This is a genomic window from Flavobacterium sp. J49 (genome assembly GCF_011742145.1).
In the GTDB taxonomy this organism is placed as follows: domain Bacteria; phylum Bacteroidota; class Bacteroidia; order Flavobacteriales; family Flavobacteriaceae; genus Flavobacterium.
On the sequence record NZ_JAAQQU010000103.1, the window covers coordinates 106,166 to 126,282 of the forward strand.

Sequence of the window (20,117 nt, forward strand, 5' to 3'; positions counted from 1 at the left end):
TTAGTTTTTCAAATACTTTTCAAGGAATTGGTCTTGTTCCCAAAGCAAGTGTAAAATATTGTCTTTGGCGGCATAACCGTGACTTTCCTTCGGTAGCAAAACCAAACGAACCGGCGCACCCAAATTCTTCAACGCTTGGAAATAACGTTCTGATTGCAGCGTAAATGTTCCGGGATTGTTATCGGCATCACCGTGAACTAATAATAATGGTGTTTTCATCTTATCGGCATTCATAAACGGCGACATACCGTTGTAAATTTCCGGTACATCCCAATAATTTCTTTGTTCACTTTGGAACCCAAAAGGCGTCAGTGTTCGGTTATAAGCACCGCTTCGGGCTATTCCGCAAGCGAATAAATTGGAGTGCGTCAATAAATTAGCCGTCATAAAAGCACCATATGAATGTCCGCCAATAGCGACTTTTTTGCGGTTGATGTAATCCAAATTGTCTACCGCGTCAATAGCAGCTTCCGCATTGGCAATCAATTGCGGCATAAAAGTATCGTTAGGTTCGGTTTTGCCTTCACCAATAATAGGAAACGAAGCGTCATCTAAAACCGCATAACCTTTGGTTACCCAATACACAAACGAACCATAGTTAGGAAAAGTAAACTCGTTAGGATTTTTGTTGCTTTGTCCGGCGCTGTTTTTATCTTTAAATTCTTCCGGGTAAGCCCAAATCAATAATGGTAATTTTTCCGCTTTCTTAGTTCGGTCGTAACCGGCCGGCAAATAAAGTGTACCCGACAATTCGACACCGTCTTTTCGTTTGTATTTAATCACTTCTTTGTATACATTTTTAATACTTTCAAACGGATTTTTGAAGTTGGTAATTTGGGTTAATTTACCCGATTTGATGTTGCGGAAATAGTAATTGGGAAAATCGGTTTTGGATTGGATTTGTACTAAAACATCCCCTTTTTTAAAATCTTCTATCGATTGTAAGTCTTCTTTTTTGTCTTTAAACGTTGAAGTATACAAACGTTTAGATTTTAGGGTAGCCAAATTGAATTCATCTATAAAAGGAAACTGACCTTCTTTGGTGAATCCGTCACCAATCAGATACACATTGTTATTTTCGATAGCCAAAACAGATCGGTTGTATTGGTTGCGTTTGGTTTCTAAATTTCCCGGATCACTATATATATCTTGTGAGTTTCGATCCATAATAATTTTTGGTGCTAATTTCGGATTTGAAGGGTTAAATAAATACGCTTTTTGATTACGGGTGTCATACCAACTATCATAGGCAATAGCAGTTGTTTCGTTACCCCAAATAATGCCCCCAAATCGTTGTTGTGTTTTTAAAACCGAATAAGGTTGGTTATTAAAAGGTGCTTCCCAGATTAAAATTTCATCACGGAATTCAACTTTATTGGCCTGATCACCTTCGTCTAAAGCAACCACGTAAGAAAGAGTGGCCGGTTGGTCGGCTCTCCAGTTCATGCTTCTTTTGCCTTTTCTAACCGATGAGAAGCCCTTAGGAATCACTTCGCTCAAAGGAACTTCATTGACTGTTTTGATTTCTTTTCCGTTCAAATCATAAACAACTGATTTTTGCGGAAAACGGCTCAGCGGTACGATATAAGAATACGGTTTTAAAATAGTGGTAATCATCAAATAATTGCCATCCGGAGAGAAACTTTCTCCGGCGTAAATGTCCGCCGATTTGAATAATTCTGTCTTTCCGGATAAAGAGACTTTATACAATTCTGAAGTTACTAAAGCATCAAAATTGGCTTCATCTGTTTTGTTTTTCAACAAATCCTGATAAGTTCTGTTTTGTGATTTTGATCCGTCGCTGGTAGAAACCGTTGGTCCTTTGGGCAAATCTTTTTTGCTGTCAATTAAAGTCGGACGATTTTTGGGCAGCATTTTAACCAAAAGTGTTTCATTGTCTTTCATCCAGCTGTAAGGACTGCCTAAGTTGGCATTCAAGTTAGCCTCTGTCACTTTTTTGGCGGAAGCCGAAACCACATCAATCACCCAAAGTTCAACACCGGTATTGGTAGTGTTGGTAAACCCGATTTTCTTTTCGTTTTGCGACCAGGAAATATTCGTGATTCTTGGATTTTGCGGTAAGCCGGAAACTTGAGTTTCCACTTTATCAGTCACTTTTCTCAATTTCAAGTTGTTGATGTAAGTCACAGTACTCGAAATATTGGTAATGGGGTTGATTCGTAAACCGCCCAGACGCATTTCTTCCTGATTCAGGTCGTCGAGGGTTTTATAAGTGTTTCGGTAACTCAAAAGCATGTATTCTTTTTTAGAATCCATGCTTACCGATGGAGAGCGTTCATAATCGGCCAAAGCCAAAATTTCAGCTGAAGGTTTTTGGAAATTCAGATTCTCCTGTGCCATAGAAGAAAATCCCAATCCGATTAAGAATAGAAAGGTAAATTGTAGTTTCATATGTTGTTGTTGGTTTAATGTGATTTAAAATGTTTGTCTAAAATAAAGTTTTCCGGTTACAATATTTTAAAGAATTTGTTAAACTTGGCCTTGGTCAAAGCAAATGAAAGATTAACCTTTTTTGTCAATCTGTAAATTAGAATCTAAAAATAGCTTTTAGAAATATAAGATTGTTAAATTTGCTATTCTCATTTTAGTAAATAAGCAAAAATATGTACCACTCCAAAATAACAGGCTTAGGTTTTTATGTTCCTGATAATGTTGTGACCAATGACGATTTGGCCAAAATTATGGACACCAATGACGAATGGATTCAGGAAAGAACCGGCATCAAAGAAAGAAGACACATTAAAAGAGGTGAAGACACTACCACATCGATGGGTGTAAAGGCAGCCAAGATTGCCATAGAGCGTTCAGGTGTGAGTAATGACGATATTGATTTTATAGTTTTCGCCACGATTTCACCGGATTTCTATTTTCCCGGACCCGGTGTGGCTTTACAAAAAGAATTAGGATTGAAAACCATAGGCGCTTTAGATATCCGAAACCAATGTTCAGGCTTTATCTATGCGCTATCGGTAGCAGATCAATACATCAAAACCGGCATGTATAAAAACATTTTAGTAGTTGCTTCGGAATTGCAGTCCTTAGGATTAGATATGACGGATAGAGGACGTGGCGTTTCAGTGATTTTTGGTGATGGCGCCGGTGCAGCAATGATTAGTAGAGAAGAAGATGTAACCAAAGGAATCTTGTCGACACATTTGCATTCAGAAGGAGAACATGCCAAAGAGTTAGCGGTTTTAGCACCGGGTATGGGCGGAAGATGGGTAACTGATATTATCGCAGAAAATAACCCTGAAGACGAAAGTTATTTCCCTTATATGAACGGACAATTTGTATTCAAAAATGCGGTTGTGCGTTTTAGTGAAGTGATTAACGAGGGCTTGCAAGCCAACAATTTGCAGGTTTCTGATATAGATTTGTTGATTCCGCATCAGGCCAATTTGAGAATTTCACAGTTTATTCAGCAAAAATTCAAACTGACGGACGACCAAGTCTTCAACAACATTCAGAAATACGGAAACACCACGGCAGCTTCCATCCCGATAGCTTTGACCGAAGCGTGGGAACAAGGCAAAATCAAAGAAGGTGATACCCTGGTTTTAGCGGCTTTTGGTAGTGGATTTACTTGGGCGAGCGCTATCATAAAGTGGTAAAAAGGAATTTCAATAAATAAAAAAAGCCAAACTTTACGTTTGGCTTTTTCATTAACAACTATTCAAATAATTTTGTGATAATTATAAAAGGCCACCACTACCTTGTGTCTCATTTTGATCTCTTTGTTTGCGTTGCATAGCAGCGTTTTTACCACCGCCAAACATATAATTGAATCCTACGTAGAAAGTTTGACTTTCCCAGTAAAAAGCTCCGGTTTGACGATAAGGAATGTTCCCGTCAAAAGCAAAATGCATGGTTTCAAAAACGTCATTAAATCGGGCTGTAATACTTCCTTTTCCTTTCAAAACGGTGTAGGTTGAGCCAATATCCATTTTGTACATTGGTTTTCTTTCAAATTGTAAGCCTAAATCTTCTCCTCTGTACATGGCAAATAAATTGAATCTCAATTTTTTAGTCGCTACAAAGTTGTTGTTTATTCTGGCATTAAAGATAATAACATCGGCTTCGGCTCTTTCCTGTTCTTGGGTATTAGCATTTTGAACAGTACCTCTGACAGTTTTGAAATAAGCATCGCTGCTGGCATTAACAGACCACCAAGTAGTCAATTTTAAATTGGCGGAAACTTCAGCACCTATAGCACTGTTGTCGTCAAAATTGTCATAAGAAATGATGTCTTGATTGATATTATCCGGATTCTTATAGATGATTCTACCGATTTCGTCATTAATTTGTCGGTAAAAAACGCCACTTGTAATAGAACCGATTTTAGTAGTTCTGGTATAATTTACTTCGAAAGAGTTGGTGAATTGCGGTTCCAATGAAGGATTTCCTCTGGATTCAACCAAAGGAGTTGTCCATTCTCTGATCGGACTGATTTGACCAATGCTTGGTCGGTCAACGCGTCTTGAAAAGTTGAAATTAAACGAGTCTTTATCACTGGCTTTATAATTGAAAAATAAAGACGGATAAATGGCGAAAATATCGTCTTCAATAGTACTTTGATCGTTAATGTTTTCAGATGGAGTAGAAGAGGTAACTACATTTTGAAAATCACCTTCAATTTCGTATTGTTCTAAACGAATCCCGGCCTGAACGCTCCATTTTTTCCATTGTTTTCCAATATTGGTGTAAAAGGAATGAATGTTTCGCGTGAATTCAAAATTTGAATTTCCTTGTCTGTTGTATGATTCCGAGGGTTCGCTGATGGTTTCATCAAAATCATTGGTAATTTTTTGGATTCGGGTTTCAGCTCCGATTTCTAATTTAACCGTTTCGGATAATGGGTTTACGTAGTCTACGTTAATTTGCAAATAATCCGTATCACGCTTAATGTCGTTATTGGTGAATCTGGTCGAAGTTGGATTTTCTTGGTTGAACAAATAATCGGAATTTTCCGGGCTCTCGGTGTTGGAAAAATTCGCCTGAAAATCTAAAGTTTCTCCTTTTTTATCAAAATCATGTTTATAGGCTAAATCATAAGTTTGGGTATAGTTTTCTGTATCCGAATCAGAGGTTTGTCTGGAATCTCTCTGTAATGCATTTGTATAATCTACATTGGTAAATCCGGTACCGCCACCATTTACAATATTTTGGTTGGTGTAAAAGGAAATACTGTTTTTTTCATTGATATAATAATCCATTCCCAGTTTAACCAAATGGGATGTGTTGAGGTTTGATCCGCCAAATTCTTGTCTGTTCTCAAAAAGCGGTCGATAGCTGTTAATGTGACCGTGATTTTCATTTTGACCGTGATTGAATCCGTAGTTGGTATAGAAATTTACTTTCCCGACTTTGTAGTTGAGGTTTAGGGCTGAATTAACTTTAGGCGTAACTCCGAAAGTCACCCCCGAATTGATGCTTCCGTTAAAACCTTCTTGTGAATTTTTGTGCAAAATGATATTGATGATTCCGCTCATTCCTTCAGGGTTATATTTGGCGGAAGGATTTGTAATCAATTCGATTTGTTTGATAGAAGATGACGGAATTTGTTGTAATAATTGAGCCGCATCAATGTTAGACGGCTTTCCGTCAATCAAAACCCTCACATTCGAATTTCCTCTTAGACTTAATTCTTTGGTTTGTGGGTCAACACTAACTGTGGGAATATTGTTCATGATTTCAGAAGCTGTATTTCCGGAAGCGATTAAATCTTTCCCGACGTTCACCACTTTACGATCAATTTTTTGCTCTATAGTGGAACGTTCTTTTACAATTTCCACACCGGCCAATTGAACGGCTTCTTCTTCAATGGCAATAGTGCTAAGATTGACATTCTTGTTGCTTTCTGATAATGTAACTTCTTGGGTTATTTTTTTATAACCAATAAATTGCACTTCAACAGTATATTTTTTTAAGGCTAGGTTTTTAATAGAAAAACTTCCGTTTTCTAGAGTAATTCCTCCGGTTATGATTTTGGCATCTTCTAGAACCGAAACATTTACATAAGGAAGAGGTTGTTTAGTGTTCTTGTCAATCACTTTACCTGTTATTACACCGGGATTTGATGTGCTTTGAGCCATTAGAATGGTAAAATTACTAACTACTAAAAGGAATAATAATTTAAATTTCATTTTGTTTTTGTTGCTTTTTTAATGTTGAGATGAGTTAAAGATTTCAATTTTAAAATCTTCAACAATTGTTAATTCAATCACCAAAGTAGACTGTTAAAACGATTATTTGTTACACTAAAAAACAAAAAACTCTCAAAATATTTTGAGAGTTTTCAAGGGGATATGTTTTTTTGGGATTAACGTTTCATGGCGAAATGAGCACGGAATTCCTGACTTACCTGATTTTCATCAGTGTAGCTCACACTAAACCAATAATCATCGGAAGGCATCATATTGCCATTGTAAGTCCCATCCCATCCGTTACCGTTGGGTCTGATTTGTTTGATGATTTTTCCGTATCGATCATAGATAATAATGTTGGCGGAAGGTTGGTTCGACAAATTAGTAATATTCCAAGTGTCGTTATATCCATCACCATTTGGGGTAAAGTATTTAGGATAATTGATTACTACTGCTTGAATAGTAGTAGAGCCACAACCGTTTCGGTCTCTTACGGTGATGAGATGCATTCCTGAAGATACATTGTTAAAAACCGGACTGTCTTGGAATGGTCCGTTGTCCAACTGGTACTCAAAGTTATTCCCTTGACCGGTAGCGGTAACAATAATCGACTGCGAATCTGAAAAATCTTCCTCAACAGTGTAAGTAACTACAGCCGGCTCAGATGGATTTACCGTCACATTCACCGGTTCTGAGCTACATCCTGTGGCTGTTTTGGTAGCTATTAAAGTATAGATTCCCGGTAAAACAGCTGTATAATTGCTTGCTGTTCCCACGGTTGTTCCTGCTTCATTGGTCCATATAAAACTATGGGTAGCCGAACTCAAACCACTGTGAATAGTATAAGCATTCAAAAGTGTTTGTGTTTCACTGTCAAAACAAATGATTCCGTCAACCGGAGTTGGTTCAGGCAATGTATTTACCACTATGGATATTGGTTTGATGTCGAAACAACTTGAGGTTAAAGTATTACTAACTCTAACATAAACTGTAGCAAGCGTAGTACTGGTAATAGCATTTGATTGGTTTAAGGCATCCGACATTGTAGCATAATAGGCAATGGTAAATTCAGCACTGGTTTGAGTGCCTAAAATGGTTGCCGATAATGTTGTCAAATTAAAAGAAGTTATGCCATCATTGTTTCCATCCATATCACATACTGATCTAAGCGCTGTCGGAACGGAGTTGGCTATCGGAGTATCAATTATGGTTACTGTAAAGGAACTTTCATCGGAACATCTCGGTAAATATGGCGATAATCCGTAAATATATACTGTTTGCGAAGTTGTAATAGTTGCTCCGGCATTCAATTGCAATCCCGTTCCATTAGATCCGGTAAAGTACTGTCCAACTGTTAAATTGGGTAAAGTATAGTTTTCACAGGTGGTCACATTTGGCAACACATCAACATTGAAAATAGTAATGTTAAAACTAATTTCACTGCTACAATCAGGCGTAGTGTTTGTATGGGCAAAAACATACACAGTTTGAGAATGGGTTACAGTATCACCGACTTGTAATAAAGTTCCGGTTCCGCCGCTACCGGTGTAATAATTCCCCAATGTCAAGGGTTGAAGCGTATAAGAATTACAAGCATAAACGTCAACGATAGTCGGAATAACCGGCGTGTTGTTGATCGTAACCGTAAAAGAAGTTTCATCAACGCAAGAGAATGAGGTTCGGATTAAGGACTCTTTAAATATATAAATGGTTTGGCTGGTTGTAATGACTGTTCCGGGTAAAATCTCTACACCGCTTCCGTTTGGACCTCCAGATTGGGTATAGTATTTATTAGTAGCGGTCAATGTAGGTAAAGTAAAACTGTCGCAAGTTGTTACGTCTGCCATTACATCAGCCGAGGTACTAAATATGTTTATTTGGAAACTATTTTGGACAACACAAGGCGGAGTTGTTCCTGAAACGGCATAAATATAGATTCTTTGAGAGCTGGTTATCACTGTACCACCAGCCAACATAGTTCCGGTGCCATCCGGACCTGTGAAATAATTACCTACTTGTAAATTAGTCAATACATATTGGTCGCAAATATCAATATCCGATCTTGAACTAATGGCCGGTAAGGGAAGTATAGTTACCGTGAAACTTGATTGATTGAAGCAACTGCTGTTTAATCTTTTGAAAATGTAAATGGTTTGTGTCGCAAGGATAACATCTCCCGGATATAACATCGTTCCTGTTCCGTCTGTTTCAGTATAGTATTCTCCATTGGTTAGAGAAGGTAAAGTATAACTTTCACAAACCGTTACATCGCTTAAAGTATCAATTTGTGGTTGGGAAATACTGATAGTAAAGTTTAAATTATCTGTACAGTTTACACCGCCACTTGCAGTCGGAGCATAAATATAGACTGTGCTACTAGTATTAATTACGGTACCTGCCGGAATTTGTTGGCCTGTACCCATTGGTCCTGTATAATAATTTCCAATTGGCAATTGCGGTAAGGTGTAACCGTTGCATTGCGCAATATTTTGTGGCTGAGGTAAACCTATGTAAACTTCAAAGCTGTCTTCGTCACTACAAGGCGAAGTTCCGGTGGTAGTGGCATAAACATAAATAGTTTGGCTCAAAGTAATTACGGTTCCGGGAGCAAGCTGATTTCCTGAAGCACCGGTTCCGGTATAATAATTACCAATAGATAAAGCCGGTAAAGTATAAGATGTACACTCAAAGACATCTGCTCTGTCTCCAACCTCTATAGTGGGTAAAATGGTAATGGTAAAACTGCTGTCAACTATACAAACTGGAGCTATTTCAGTTATGAAATAATAATAAATCGTTTGTGAGGAGTTGATAACCGTTCCGGCTGGAATTTCTGTTCCTGAGGCACTTGGCCCGGTGTAGTATTTTCCATAATTCAATGATGGTAAAGTGTAGCTTCCGCAACTGTTTACATCTTCAGGAGTTAAGTCAGAAGTATCTACGATAGTTACAGTAAAAGAACTATTAGCGGTACATGAACCAGGTCCGTTGGATTGATTGTAAATAAATATGGTTTGGGTTTCTGTTATAACATCTCCTGCAAATAAAGGTGTTCCGCCTCCATTAATTTCGGTAAAATAGTTGCCGTTAGTCAAAGGTTGTAAAGTATAATTCGAACAAACCAAAACATTTTCCAATTCATCAACTACAGGTATAGGATTGACAATTAAATTAAAACTTGTAAGGCTAAAACAACTCGGATCCGAAACATTGTATACCCTAACATAAATGGTTTGCCCCGAAGACACAAAACTACCGGCACCACTAATTGGATTAACGCTGTTTGTAGCATCATTTAGCGAGGTATAATATCTTACAGCATAAATTGACCCGGGTTGTCCGTTTAATATAGCAGCGTTCTGTGAAGTAAGATTGAATTGAGCATTGACTTGTGTCAAAGAGGTTGCACACATAGTTATATTCTGAGGCTGTGTAGCTGTTGGTGGTGGGGAAACCAAGAGTTGGAATGATTTTACTCTGAAACAACCATTAGGCAATTGAATTCTAACATAAATGATTTGTCCTGAAGTGCCATTATATTGAAGCGGTAGCGGATTGATATTATTGTTAGCATCGCTTTGAGAAGCATGATAAGTTACTACAGTCGATGGATTCAAACCTTGTTTAACTCTGTTGGTATTCGCATCTAAGTTGTATGTATAAGTCGTGGCTCCGGTATCGCATTTAGATAAATTATTCGGATTTGGCGAATTTATTTGCGGGAGATATTCCACAATAATACTATCAGTAATAGGCTGACAAGAATTGTCAATACTAGTATAAGTAACACTATAAGTACCAGCTTGATTGATTATTAATGTTGGTCCGGTCTCACCATTGATTGTAGTGCCATTTCTTTTCCACGAAAAAGTATATTCAGCTGCATTTAAACCGGTGTCTAAAGTATGGTTAGACCCAAAACACAAGGCAGTGTTGCTGCTTGTTGTTAAGTCGAGCCCCAAAACATCTTGGCCAATGTTAAAACTGTCTGAAGAGATAAAAATTGCAGAATCTGATTGCGGGTCTAATCGGTCGGCAATGACTAACTTAATGTGGTACGGAACACCCGGCGTCAAAACAGAAGCGGCTGTCAATACAGTTGTTTGACCATTAAAGTTGGTGGCGGAGTTCGCAGCATTTGAACCTCCATTAAAACTTCCGAAATATTGTGAGTTAACCGATGGGCAAGAGGAATTGTATAAGAACTCTCTAATCGTAACTACTGAAATGGGATTGGTGCTGTTAGGCACGACCGCCAAGTTCGTGGTCGTTCCGGTATTTAAATTGGTGAGCAAAAAGGCAAAAGCATCAGAATATTGGCATTGAAAATTACCATATTCCTCAGAGGCAAATATAAAGTCAAAACTAAAATTGGGTGAAATAGGCGTAAAGTCAAATTCCAAAACAGTTGCATTGGTTGAAACCATTGAAATTCCCGATGCGGCTAAAGTAGCTTCCAACGAGGCATCACCTATCCATGTTGCCGATCCGTCATTTAATATTGAACTATTCGGTCCGGGAGCATTAAGAGCATTTCCGGTTGATAAAATCACACCGCTTTGCATTGGAAAGCCGGAATTAGTATTTTGGAAAAAGCCAATTCCGTTAGATGAACCATAGTCGGTTCCGGTTCGCCAGGTAATATTTGTTGCAGAGACACAAGGTGAGTTGATCAATACATCATTGACTAATTGCGGGACTGTATACTGGCTTGAACTTACTGTAATGGGCTGTGAAAAACCAACTGCACTGATTAGTAGGCTAATTGTTGTTAATAGTTTTTTCATTTCTTGGGGGATTTTGACAATGCAAATATTGAGCATTAAATCGTTTAAATGCAAATAAAATCGACAAAATGCATTTTATTTATTTTTACATCTATAAAATACCTACAAAAGCATGTTTTGATACTCACAAACCACCCTTTTTTATTCCTAAAACCAATGCATTAAAATTTGTATTCTAATGATTATCTTTGCCCACTTAAAAGAATTACCATGAAGCTTTCACAAATTTTAACCCAACACATACAAGTAGCCATTCAGGAATTATTCAACGTCACCGTTGACAGAGTAGAGTTCCAATTGACCCGCAAAGATTTTGAAGGCGATATCACGATGGTTATTTTTCCTTTGCTGAAAGTGATTAAAGGCAATCCAATTGATATCGGTACGAAAATCGGGGATTATTTGGTAACCAATGCGGAGGAAGTGATTCGTTTTAACGTGGTTTCTGGCTTTTTGAATATCGTTGTTGCCGATGCCTATTATTTGGATTTCTTCAATAATATCAGAGTTGATGAAGACTTCGGTTTTGTTTCGGCTGCGCCAAATGATAAAGCGGTCATGGTTGAATATTCTTCACCTAATACCAACAAACCATTGCATTTAGGTCACGTTCGTAACAATCTCTTAGGGTATTCCGTAGCCGAAATTATCAAAGCTTCGGGCAAAAAAGTATACAAAACCCAAATCATCAACGACCGAGGTATCCACATCTGTAAATCGATGTTGGCCTGGCAAAAATTCGGCGAAGGCCAAACACCCGAGTCCGCCGGTTTAAAAGGCGATAAGTTGGTAGGGAATTTCTACGTAAAATTTGACCAAGAATACAAAACCCAAATTAGCAGTTTAATGGCTCAAGGTAAAACCGAAGACGAAGCCAAAAAACAAGCGCCAATTATTATGGAAGCCCAACAAATGCTTCTAGATTGGGAAGCCGGAAAGCCCGAAGTCATTGAGCTTTGGAAAAAAATGAACCAATGGGTTTATGATGGTTTTGCCCAAACCTATAAAAATTTAGGTGTTGATTTTGACAGCTATTACTACGAAAGCAATACTTACTTATTAGGAAAAGAAGTTGTCCAATTCGGCTTAGAAAAAGGTATCTTCGAAAAAGATACTGACGGCTCGGTTTGGATTGATTTAACCGAAGATGGTTTGGATAGAAAAATCGTGCTGCGTTCTGACGGAACAGCAGTTTATATGACGCAAGACATCGGAACGGCTATCCAACGTGTGAAAGATTTTCCGGATGTCGGCGGTATGGTTTACACCGTTGGAAATGAACAGGATTATCACTTTAAAGTGTTGTTCTTAATTTTGAAAAAATTAGGATTTGATTGGGCGGAAAGACTATATCATTTGTCTTATGGTATGGTAGAATTGCCTTCGGGGAAAATGAAATCTCGTGAAGGAACCGTCGTTGATGCCGATGATTTGATGGAAGAAATGACCGAAACGGCCGGAAGAATCTCCACCGAACTAGGAAAGTTAGAAGGGTATTCCAACGAAGAAAAAGCAAAGCTCTTCAGAACCATTGGTCTCGGTGCTTTGAAATATTACATCTTAAAAGTAGATCCGAAAAAACAAATCTTGTTCAACCCGGAAGAATCAGTTGACTTTGCCGGAAATACCGGTCCGTTTATTCAATATACTTACGCGCGTATCCAATCGATTTTGCGCAAAGCGAATTTCGATTTGAATGCAACCACAAGTGACATTGAACTTCACGAAAAAGAAAAAGAATTGCTAAAACAAATCGAACTTTTTCCGGAAGTAATTCAAAACGCAGCTCACAATCACAGTCCGGCGCTAATTGCCAATTACACTTATGAATTGGTCAAAGAATACAACTCGTTCTACCAATCGGTGTCAATTTTGGGCGAGGAAGATTTGAATAAAAAGACCTTTAGAGTCCAGCTTTCCAAAAAAGTGGGCGAAACTATAAAATCAGCCTTCAAACTTTTAGGAATAGATGTTCCGGAGCGAATGTAAAAAAATAAGGTTGGATTTATTCCGGCCTTTTTTTATACTAAAAACTGATCTTTACATTAATATTAGGCGTCATTTCGAGCGAATACGTATCAACGCTTTCCACCGAATTATCCGCCGTATTTACCCGATAAAAACGATTCAAACTGTTTTTAGTATTGAGTAAATTCAATATAGAGACAGAAGTTTGTAGCGTGATTTTCTCTTTTAATTTCCAATCTTTCGAAGCCGAAAAATTCACTTGAAAATAATCCTTTAATTTAGAATTGTTAGGAGAATTATAAACAATATCCGGATTGGCCGTGGTTACAATAAAAGCAGAAGGAGTTGTAATAGGTCTTCCGGTATGCCACTTGGTTCCCAAAGCCAATTTGAGTTTTTGCCACTCATAAATTCCGGCCCAGGAGATGGCATGCGTAATGTCGTAATTGTTAGGAAAAGAAGTATTCAATAATTCGGCAAAATGGTATTGGTTGTCGTTATAAGAATAACTCAACCAAGTGTAAAATCGATTAAAAGATTTTTGAATCAAAAATTCCGAACCCAAAACCTGATAATTGCCGACTGTTTTGTCCAATTCAAACTGGTTCTGAAAACCCTGACTACTACTGGTAATTCCGGTAACTTTTTTGTAGAAATTGTCTAAAGTCAGTAACCAATTGTTCTTTTTAAAACTCAAACCCAAAGAAATTTGATTGCTTTTTTGAATGGGAATGGTTGAATTGTTCGCCAAAGTCCAGCGTCTTTTTTCTACACCTAAAAAATCCTGTTGTAAGTCAATAATTTGTGAAAGTGTTTGGCTTTTTTGTTCACCCAAAACCTCCAATCGCAAGGCCGAAGTTAGGGCTTGGTTAAACTGCACTCTCGGTTCCAAAAGAAAGAAACCAAACTTGTCAAAGTAATTGGCACGAACCCCGGTTTTTAGAAATGTTTTTTTGTTTTCTGTTTCAAAAATACCTTCAGCAATCCCAACATGCGTCAGCAAAACATTGGTGATTGTTCTGGAAAAAAACGGCTGATTGACTTCGTCAAAATTGGTAATTCCGATTTCATTGAACTGATAACCGGTGTTGAGTGTAATTTTTTTCGAAATCACATTCGAATTTCGCACTTGAAATCCGGTGTCAAGCACTTGATTTTTTTGGTCTAAAACCTGATTGCTTTCCAATGTTTCATAAGAAGAATTCAAATCATAGCTCGAAAAGTAACCTTTAAATTCGGTGTATTGTTTGGCATTCCATACCGTTTTCCATTGTATGGTTCCGCCAAAATTTTCTTGTTCTAAAGCACTGTTCTTGTTTAAATTTACAGAAGATTGGTTGAATTTTAAGGTGTTTTCAATGGCAATAACGTCAATATTCAATTCGTTTTTACGCCCTATTTTTTGTTGAAATTGCGCCGTAATGTCATAAAAATAAAAATCTACTTCGCTTTGATAATCTACAATTTCATTGGTATTCAAATCGGTAATAACCGTGTTTTGAAATATTCTGTCGCTATAATTTTGGTACGTTGGTGACTTAAAAGAGTCGGTGAGTGAACGCCTGGCTGACAAGGTGAGATTGGCATTTTCAGAAACCTTCAATTTGGTGTAAAACTCCGCACTGATGAGATTGGTACTAACGCTGCTGTTGGTTGTTTCAACCGTATTGGTACGCGAAGAAATATCAACCAAACTCGAAACACTTTCGCCAAAGAAGGCTGAACTTCCGTTTTTGGTAATGGATATGGTTTGTGCCAATGAAGGGTTAAAAGCTGAAATGAGTCCAAAGAAATGACCGGTTTGAAACATCCGAATGCCATTCCACAAGAACAGGTTTTGATCGTGTGTACCACCGCGAACATTGATGTTAGAGATGGTTTCGTCAAGACTGATAATGCCGGGAACTTGCTGCATGGTTTGCAAAACATCGGGTTCAATTAAACCCGGCAAAATGCCAAACTTCTTGGGTTTTACTTCAACAGTGCCATCGGTCTTTTTGCTGATTCCGGTCGCCAAATACCTTTGGGTAATCACTTCATCTAAGGTTTGTATTATCGATTGTAACTTGAATTTTGGGCATTCGGCCACATACAAATCTTCGGGGTTGATGATTAATGTTTGGTAACTTTGGTGTTGCACCAAAATTTGAGCCGAAGAAACTTTAGGCAATTCAAAATAACCGTTTTGATTGGTAAAAACCGAAATAGTGGTTCGGTCAATTTTGAGGAGTGCATTCTCAATTCCTTTTTCGGTTTCCGCATCCAGCAAATAGCCACAAAGCGGCTTGTCTAATTGTTGGTTGTTGTAAATGGTGTAATATTTTTGGGCTACTCTTTTGAACTCTAATTTGGTTTCCTTTTTCAGATACTCAATCTTTTGTTCCAAGGACCATTTTTTTTCGGGTTCAGCTACGGCAAAAACCACAATCTCATCTTCGATATAACTGAATTTTACATCGTGTTGCTGACTAATTTGGGCCAAAATATTTTTCAATGGAATAGCATTCTTTTCTCCTTGTGCCAAGCTGTGGGCAAAAGAAAAGAGACAGAGAATAAGTGAATAGACTAATCTATTTTTGAGCATCAACCGCTGTTAAGATGAATTTGTTTTTACTCACTTTAATAGGTTTTAAATGGTAACTTGAGGATAAAATCTCCAAGGCTGTGTCCATATTGTCAACAGGAATAGTTCCTGTAAATAATTGTGAATTACCTTTCGATTTCAATTCCAAAGTTACATTAAAATGTCGCTCAAATTCATTTACAATCGATTTTAAATTGGCTTGATAGAAAACCAGTTCGTTGTTTAACCATTCCGGACTTTGAACAGTGCTCTGCGGAATTTCGATAGATTGGCCGTTTTCAAAAGCAATGCTCATGCCTTTGGTGATTATCAGTTCTTGGTCTTTGTAGTTTACTTTTACTTTACCTTCATAACAAGTTACATCAAAGCGGTTGTCGCGTTGTTTGACGTTGAATTGTGTGCCGAGAACGGTGACTTTTCCCAAAGAAGTGTTGACTTCAAATTTTTGGCCTTTGGCTACTTTAAAATAAGCTTCACCTTCCAGAGTTAGAATTCTGTTGTTGTCCCAATTCCATTTTTTATATTCAATTTCGGAACCCGCATTCAAAACAACTTCTGAATGGTCAGGTAAAAGAAAAGTATTTTGTGCACCGTTTTGTGCGGTTTCTGTTGAAGTGGCAAAGTTTTTAACACCAAAAAATAAGCCCAAACCAACGACTAAAACGGCAGCTACTCTGAATAGCCAATGCTGGGTAAGTGAAATGGTCTTAATTTCTTTTTTTGGAGAAGCTATTATTTTAGACAAAACCGACTGCTCGTCAAAAGTTGGCGTTTCCAAGTCAGCACTGTATTTTTTGATTTTATCGTATACCGCAAAGTCAGGCTCAGCTTGGAATGCAGCCAATTCTTCGTCGGTCATTTCACCCGAAAGCCATTTTGCTAATTTGTAATTTTCTTCCATATTCTATAGCCTTTCCCTACTTAAACAAATTTATTTTATTTTACCCTACTTAAAATGATCAAACTCTTTGCGCAATTCTATCAAAGCCAAATGGATGCGCTTTTCAACGGCTTTTATAGAGATGTTTAATTCAGTGGCAATCTCGGCATATTTTTTTCCGTCAATGCGATGCATTAAAAAAGCTACACGTTGGGTTTCATTGAGCTTTTCAATAGCATTCAGTAATTTCGTTTTGAATTGGTCCTCTTCTAAAATAAACTCCGGACTTTCATTAGTACTTTCACTTTTCCCCGAATTTTTAGCATAATTGAGGACTACTTTTTGGTGGGCAATCACATTCAATGAAGCGTTATTGGCAATAGTATAAACATAAGATTTGGCTTTTTCCAAAGGAACATCGGCGCAGTTTTGCCACAATTTGATAAAAGCTTCTTGGGTGATGTCTTCGGCTTGGTCTTCGTTGCCAAACTTATAATAGAGATAATTTCGTAATGCTTTGGCATGGCTTTTAAAGAACCCGGAAAAAATGTTTTCCTTGCAAATTCCAGATAATTCCTCTTTTGACATACGATTTTATGGCTAAGTCTTTTGGTAAAAATAATTATTTTTTTCAACTAAAGTAGGGTAATTTTACAAATGCATGTTTTACTAACAAAATCAAACAAATTATTGTTCCATGAAAGCAATCAAATACATAATTTTTGGATTTATATTTTTTTCTTTAGGCAGTTGCCAAAAAGAAGAAGAAACCATAATTCAGGACAACACCCAAAGTTTTGTTGCTAACGCACCTATTGCCGGGTTATTGTCGAGAACTTCTCAAAACCCAACTTCCTTAGACAATGTATTGGATAATTCCAGTTGTTTTAGTGTGCAATTACCGGTAACAGTAATTGTGAATGGTCAACAAATTACCGTTAATGATCAAGCCGATTATCAAATAGTACAAGCGGCAATCGATGAATTTTCAGATGATGATGATTTGGTCAATTTTGTGTATCCGATTACCATTATATACCAAAACTTCCAAACCCAAGTCTTGCAAGATGCAGATGATTTAGACGACGTGATAGATGATTGCGGAGAAGACGATGGTTTTGATGAAATTGATTGCATTACTTTGGTTTATCCCATTACCATCAACATTTATGACAGTAACAACCAATTGGCCAATACGGTTACCATAAACAGCAACAGTAACTTGTTCAATTTTTTAGCCAATCTGGGAAGTAACACTTATGTCGCTATCAATTACCCGATTTCGGCTGTTAATTCTAATGGACAAACGGTGGTTATTAATTCAAATAGTGAGTTAGAAAATTTTATTGAAGATTCTATTGATGATTGTGATGATGACAACTCTGGTGGAAGCGGTGGATCGGGGAGTTCCGCATTTACCGATGTGTTGACCTCCGGGACTTGGTATATTTCGTATTATTTTGAAGACGATGATGATGAGACAAGTGATTTTAATGGTTACACTTTTACGTTCAATAGCAACGGAACATCAACTGCTCTGAGAAATGGGGTAACTACCAACGGAACTTGGAGCACTTTTGTGGATAGTGGTCAAAACAAATTAGATCTGATTTTTAACGGTATTAATTTGGATGAAATTGAAGACGATTGGAGAATCATTGAGTATTCCAATACCCAAATCCGACTCAAAGATGTGAGCGGTGGTGACGGAAGTATAGATTATTTGACTTTTACTAAAAACTAATATTCACCTAACAAATATTTAAACTATGAAAAAAATAATTTTAATCCCGGCTTTATTTTGCCTCTTTATGTTGAATGTAGCTTCGATGTGCAGTTCTGATGACGATTCTTCTTCATCACAAGACCCGACGCCGGTAATCAATACAGCCACTCAAGGCACTTGGAGTGTTAGCAGTTATGTTGATTCCGGAACAGATGAAACAAATCACTTTACAGGTTATACTTTTACTTTTGCTTCAGGAAATGTTTTATCAGCCACTAACGGAACAAATACTTATACCGGAACTTGGTCTGTAACCAATGATAGCAGCGATGATGATAGTCCAAGCAATGACTTAGATTTTAATATTTCTTTTACGTCTCCTGCCAACTTTGCCGATTTGACTGACGATTGGGACATTGTTACTTATAGTGCAAACACCATCTCATTAATTGATATCAGTGGAGGAAACGGCGGAACCGATGTTTTAGTCTTCACTAAAAACTAAACAATCTATTGAAAAGAAATTTTTGTTTCTCATTTAAACCATCTCAATGTAAAGAGATGGTTTTTTTATTTGGTCAATCATAGAAGTTCTAAATCAAATCCTTAAATTTGCACTTCATTAAAACAAGCATACCATTATGTTCAATAATTTAAGTGATAAACTAGATAAAGCATTACATATCCTAAAAGGACATGGAAAAATCACCGAAGTCAATGTTGCCGAGACTTTGAAAGAAGTGCGTCGTGCACTACTTGACGCCGACGTTAATTTTAAAATTGCCAAAGATTTTACCACTAGAGTTAAAGACAAAGCCATTGGTGAGAATGTATTGACTACACTACAACCGGGACAATTGATGGTCAAAATCGTAAAAGACGAGTTGACCGAATTGATGGGTGGTGAAGCTACAGGAATCAACCTGTCAGGAGCGCCTTCGGTTATTTTGATGTCAGGTTTACAAGGTTCGGGTAAAACGACTTTCTCCGGAAAATTAGCCAATTATCTGAAGACAAAAAAAGGAAAAAAACCATTATTAGTAGCCTGTGATATCTATCGTCCTGCAGCAATTAACCAGTTGCATGTAGTAGGAGATCAAATAGGAGTTGAGGTTTATTCAGAACCCGAAAATAAAAACCCGGTACAGATAGCATTAAATGCTATCCAACATGCCAAATCTAAAGGATATAATGTTGTCATTGTCGATACCGCCGGTCGTTTGGCGATTGACGAGGAAATGATGAACGAAATTGCCAATGTGCATGCGGCTATCAAACCACAAGAAACCTTGTTCGTCGTAGATTCGATGACCGGTCAAGATGCGGTGAATACGGCGAAAGCGTTTAACGACCGATTGAATTTTGACGGGGTAATTCTAACCAAATTAGACGGTGATACTCGTGGTGGAGCGGCGATTTCAATTAAATCGGTAGTTGATAAACCCATCAAATTTATCGGAACCGGTGAAAAAATGGAAGCTATCGATGTATTCTATCCTTCGCGTATGGCGGAAAGAATTCTCGGAATGGGTGACGTGGTTTCGTTAGTAGAAAGAGCACAAGAACAATACGACGAAGAAGAAGCAAGAAAACTTCAAAAGAAAATTGCCAAAAATGAATTTGGTTTCGACGATTTCTTGGCCCAAATTCAGCAAGTGAAAAAAATGGGGAACATGAAAGACTTAGTCGGTATGATTCCCGGAGCCGGAAAAGCCTTGAAAGATGTAGAAATAGAAGACGACGCCTTCAAACATATTGAAGCCATCATTCACTCGATGACGCCATTGGAAAGAACCAAACCGGCTGTTATTGACATGAAAAGAAAGAACAGAATCGCAAAAGGTTCAGGAACGAAAATAGAACAAGTAAACCAATTACTGAAGCAATTCGACCAAATGAGCAAAATGATGAAGATGATGCAAGGTGGCGGCGGCAAAAACTTGATGCGCATGATGGGCGGCATGAAAGGAATGAGATAATACAAAGACGCGATTCATCGCGTCTTATT

Annotated in this window: 11 protein-coding genes; 5 read left to right on the plus strand and 6 right to left on the minus strand. The window is 37.7% G+C overall.

Going from position 1 to position 20,117, the window contains the following annotated elements; translation table 11 throughout:
* The gene (locus HA632_RS06475; RefSeq protein ID WP_176306387.1) at positions 1–2,412 is read right to left on the minus strand and encodes a prolyl oligopeptidase family serine peptidase; all 2,412 of its coding nucleotides are present in this window, start codon (positions 2,410–2,412) and stop codon (positions 1–3) included.
* A 212-nt stretch (positions 2,413–2,624) separates the two neighbouring features.
* Here HA632_RS06475 and HA632_RS06480 point away from each other — a divergent pair, with 212 nt between their 5' ends.
* Entirely contained in the window at positions 2,625–3,632 is a 1,008-nt protein-coding gene (locus HA632_RS06480; RefSeq protein ID WP_176306388.1) for a 3-oxoacyl-ACP synthase III family protein, read from the plus strand.
* Between the two features lie 81 nt (positions 3,633–3,713).
* On the opposite strand, the gene HA632_RS06485 is transcribed toward HA632_RS06480, so the two are convergent.
* Both HA632_RS06485 and HA632_RS06490 read right to left on the minus strand, forming a co-directional pair.
* Positions 3,714–6,164: an outer membrane beta-barrel family protein gene (locus HA632_RS06485; protein ID WP_176306389.1), complete on the minus strand. Its 2,451-nt coding sequence runs from the start codon at positions 6,162–6,164 to the stop codon at positions 3,714–3,716.
* A 176-nt stretch (positions 6,165–6,340) separates the two neighbouring features.
* Positions 6,341–10,951, minus strand: a complete 4,611-nt coding sequence (locus HA632_RS06490) for a T9SS type B sorting domain-containing protein (protein ID WP_176306390.1) — start codon at positions 10,949–10,951, stop codon at positions 6,341–6,343.
* A gap of 210 nt (positions 10,952–11,161) precedes the next feature.
* Between HA632_RS06490 and argS the strand changes: the two genes are divergently transcribed.
* Entirely contained in the window at positions 11,162–12,940 is a 1,779-nt protein-coding gene (gene argS, locus HA632_RS06495) for an arginine--tRNA ligase (protein ID WP_176306391.1), read from the plus strand.
* A gap of 37 nt (positions 12,941–12,977) precedes the next feature.
* Here argS and HA632_RS06500 read toward each other — a convergent pair whose 3' ends face one another.
* From HA632_RS06500 to HA632_RS06510, 3 genes are read right to left on the minus strand one after another with little or no spacing between them, the layout of a single operon-like run.
* Complete coding sequence (locus HA632_RS06500; protein WP_176306392.1) at positions 12,978–15,503, minus strand: TonB-dependent receptor plug domain-containing protein; 2,526 nt, start codon at positions 15,501–15,503, stop codon at positions 12,978–12,980.
* Positions 15,490–16,404: a FecR family protein gene (locus HA632_RS06505; RefSeq protein WP_176306393.1), complete on the minus strand. Its 915-nt coding sequence runs from the start codon at positions 16,402–16,404 to the stop codon at positions 15,490–15,492. Before HA632_RS06505 ends, HA632_RS06500 begins: the two co-directional genes overlap by 14 nt.
* Before the next feature lie 45 nt (positions 16,405–16,449).
* Positions 16,450–16,971 carry an RNA polymerase sigma factor gene (locus HA632_RS06510; RefSeq protein ID WP_176306394.1) on the minus strand — a complete coding sequence of 174 codons (522 nt, stop codon included), beginning with the start codon at positions 16,969–16,971 and terminating at the stop codon, positions 16,450–16,452.
* Between the two features lie 109 nt (positions 16,972–17,080).
* Here HA632_RS06510 and HA632_RS06515 point away from each other — a divergent pair, with 109 nt between their 5' ends.
* The 3 genes from HA632_RS06515 (at position 17,081) to ffh (ending at position 20,088) form a co-directional block, all read left to right on the plus strand.
* Positions 17,081–18,127: a hypothetical protein gene (locus tag HA632_RS06515; protein ID WP_176306395.1), complete on the plus strand. Its 1,047-nt coding sequence runs from the start codon at positions 17,081–17,083 to the stop codon at positions 18,125–18,127.
* A gap of 25 nt (positions 18,128–18,152) precedes the next feature.
* On the plus strand, positions 18,153–18,614 hold the full coding sequence (locus tag HA632_RS06520) for a hypothetical protein (RefSeq protein WP_176306396.1): 462 nt from the start codon (positions 18,153–18,155) through the stop codon (positions 18,612–18,614).
* 136 nt (positions 18,615–18,750) lie between these two features.
* Entirely contained in the window at positions 18,751–20,088 is a 1,338-nt protein-coding gene (ffh, locus tag HA632_RS06525) for a signal recognition particle protein (protein WP_176306397.1), read from the plus strand.
* The last annotated feature ends 29 nt before the right edge of the window (positions 20,089–20,117 follow it).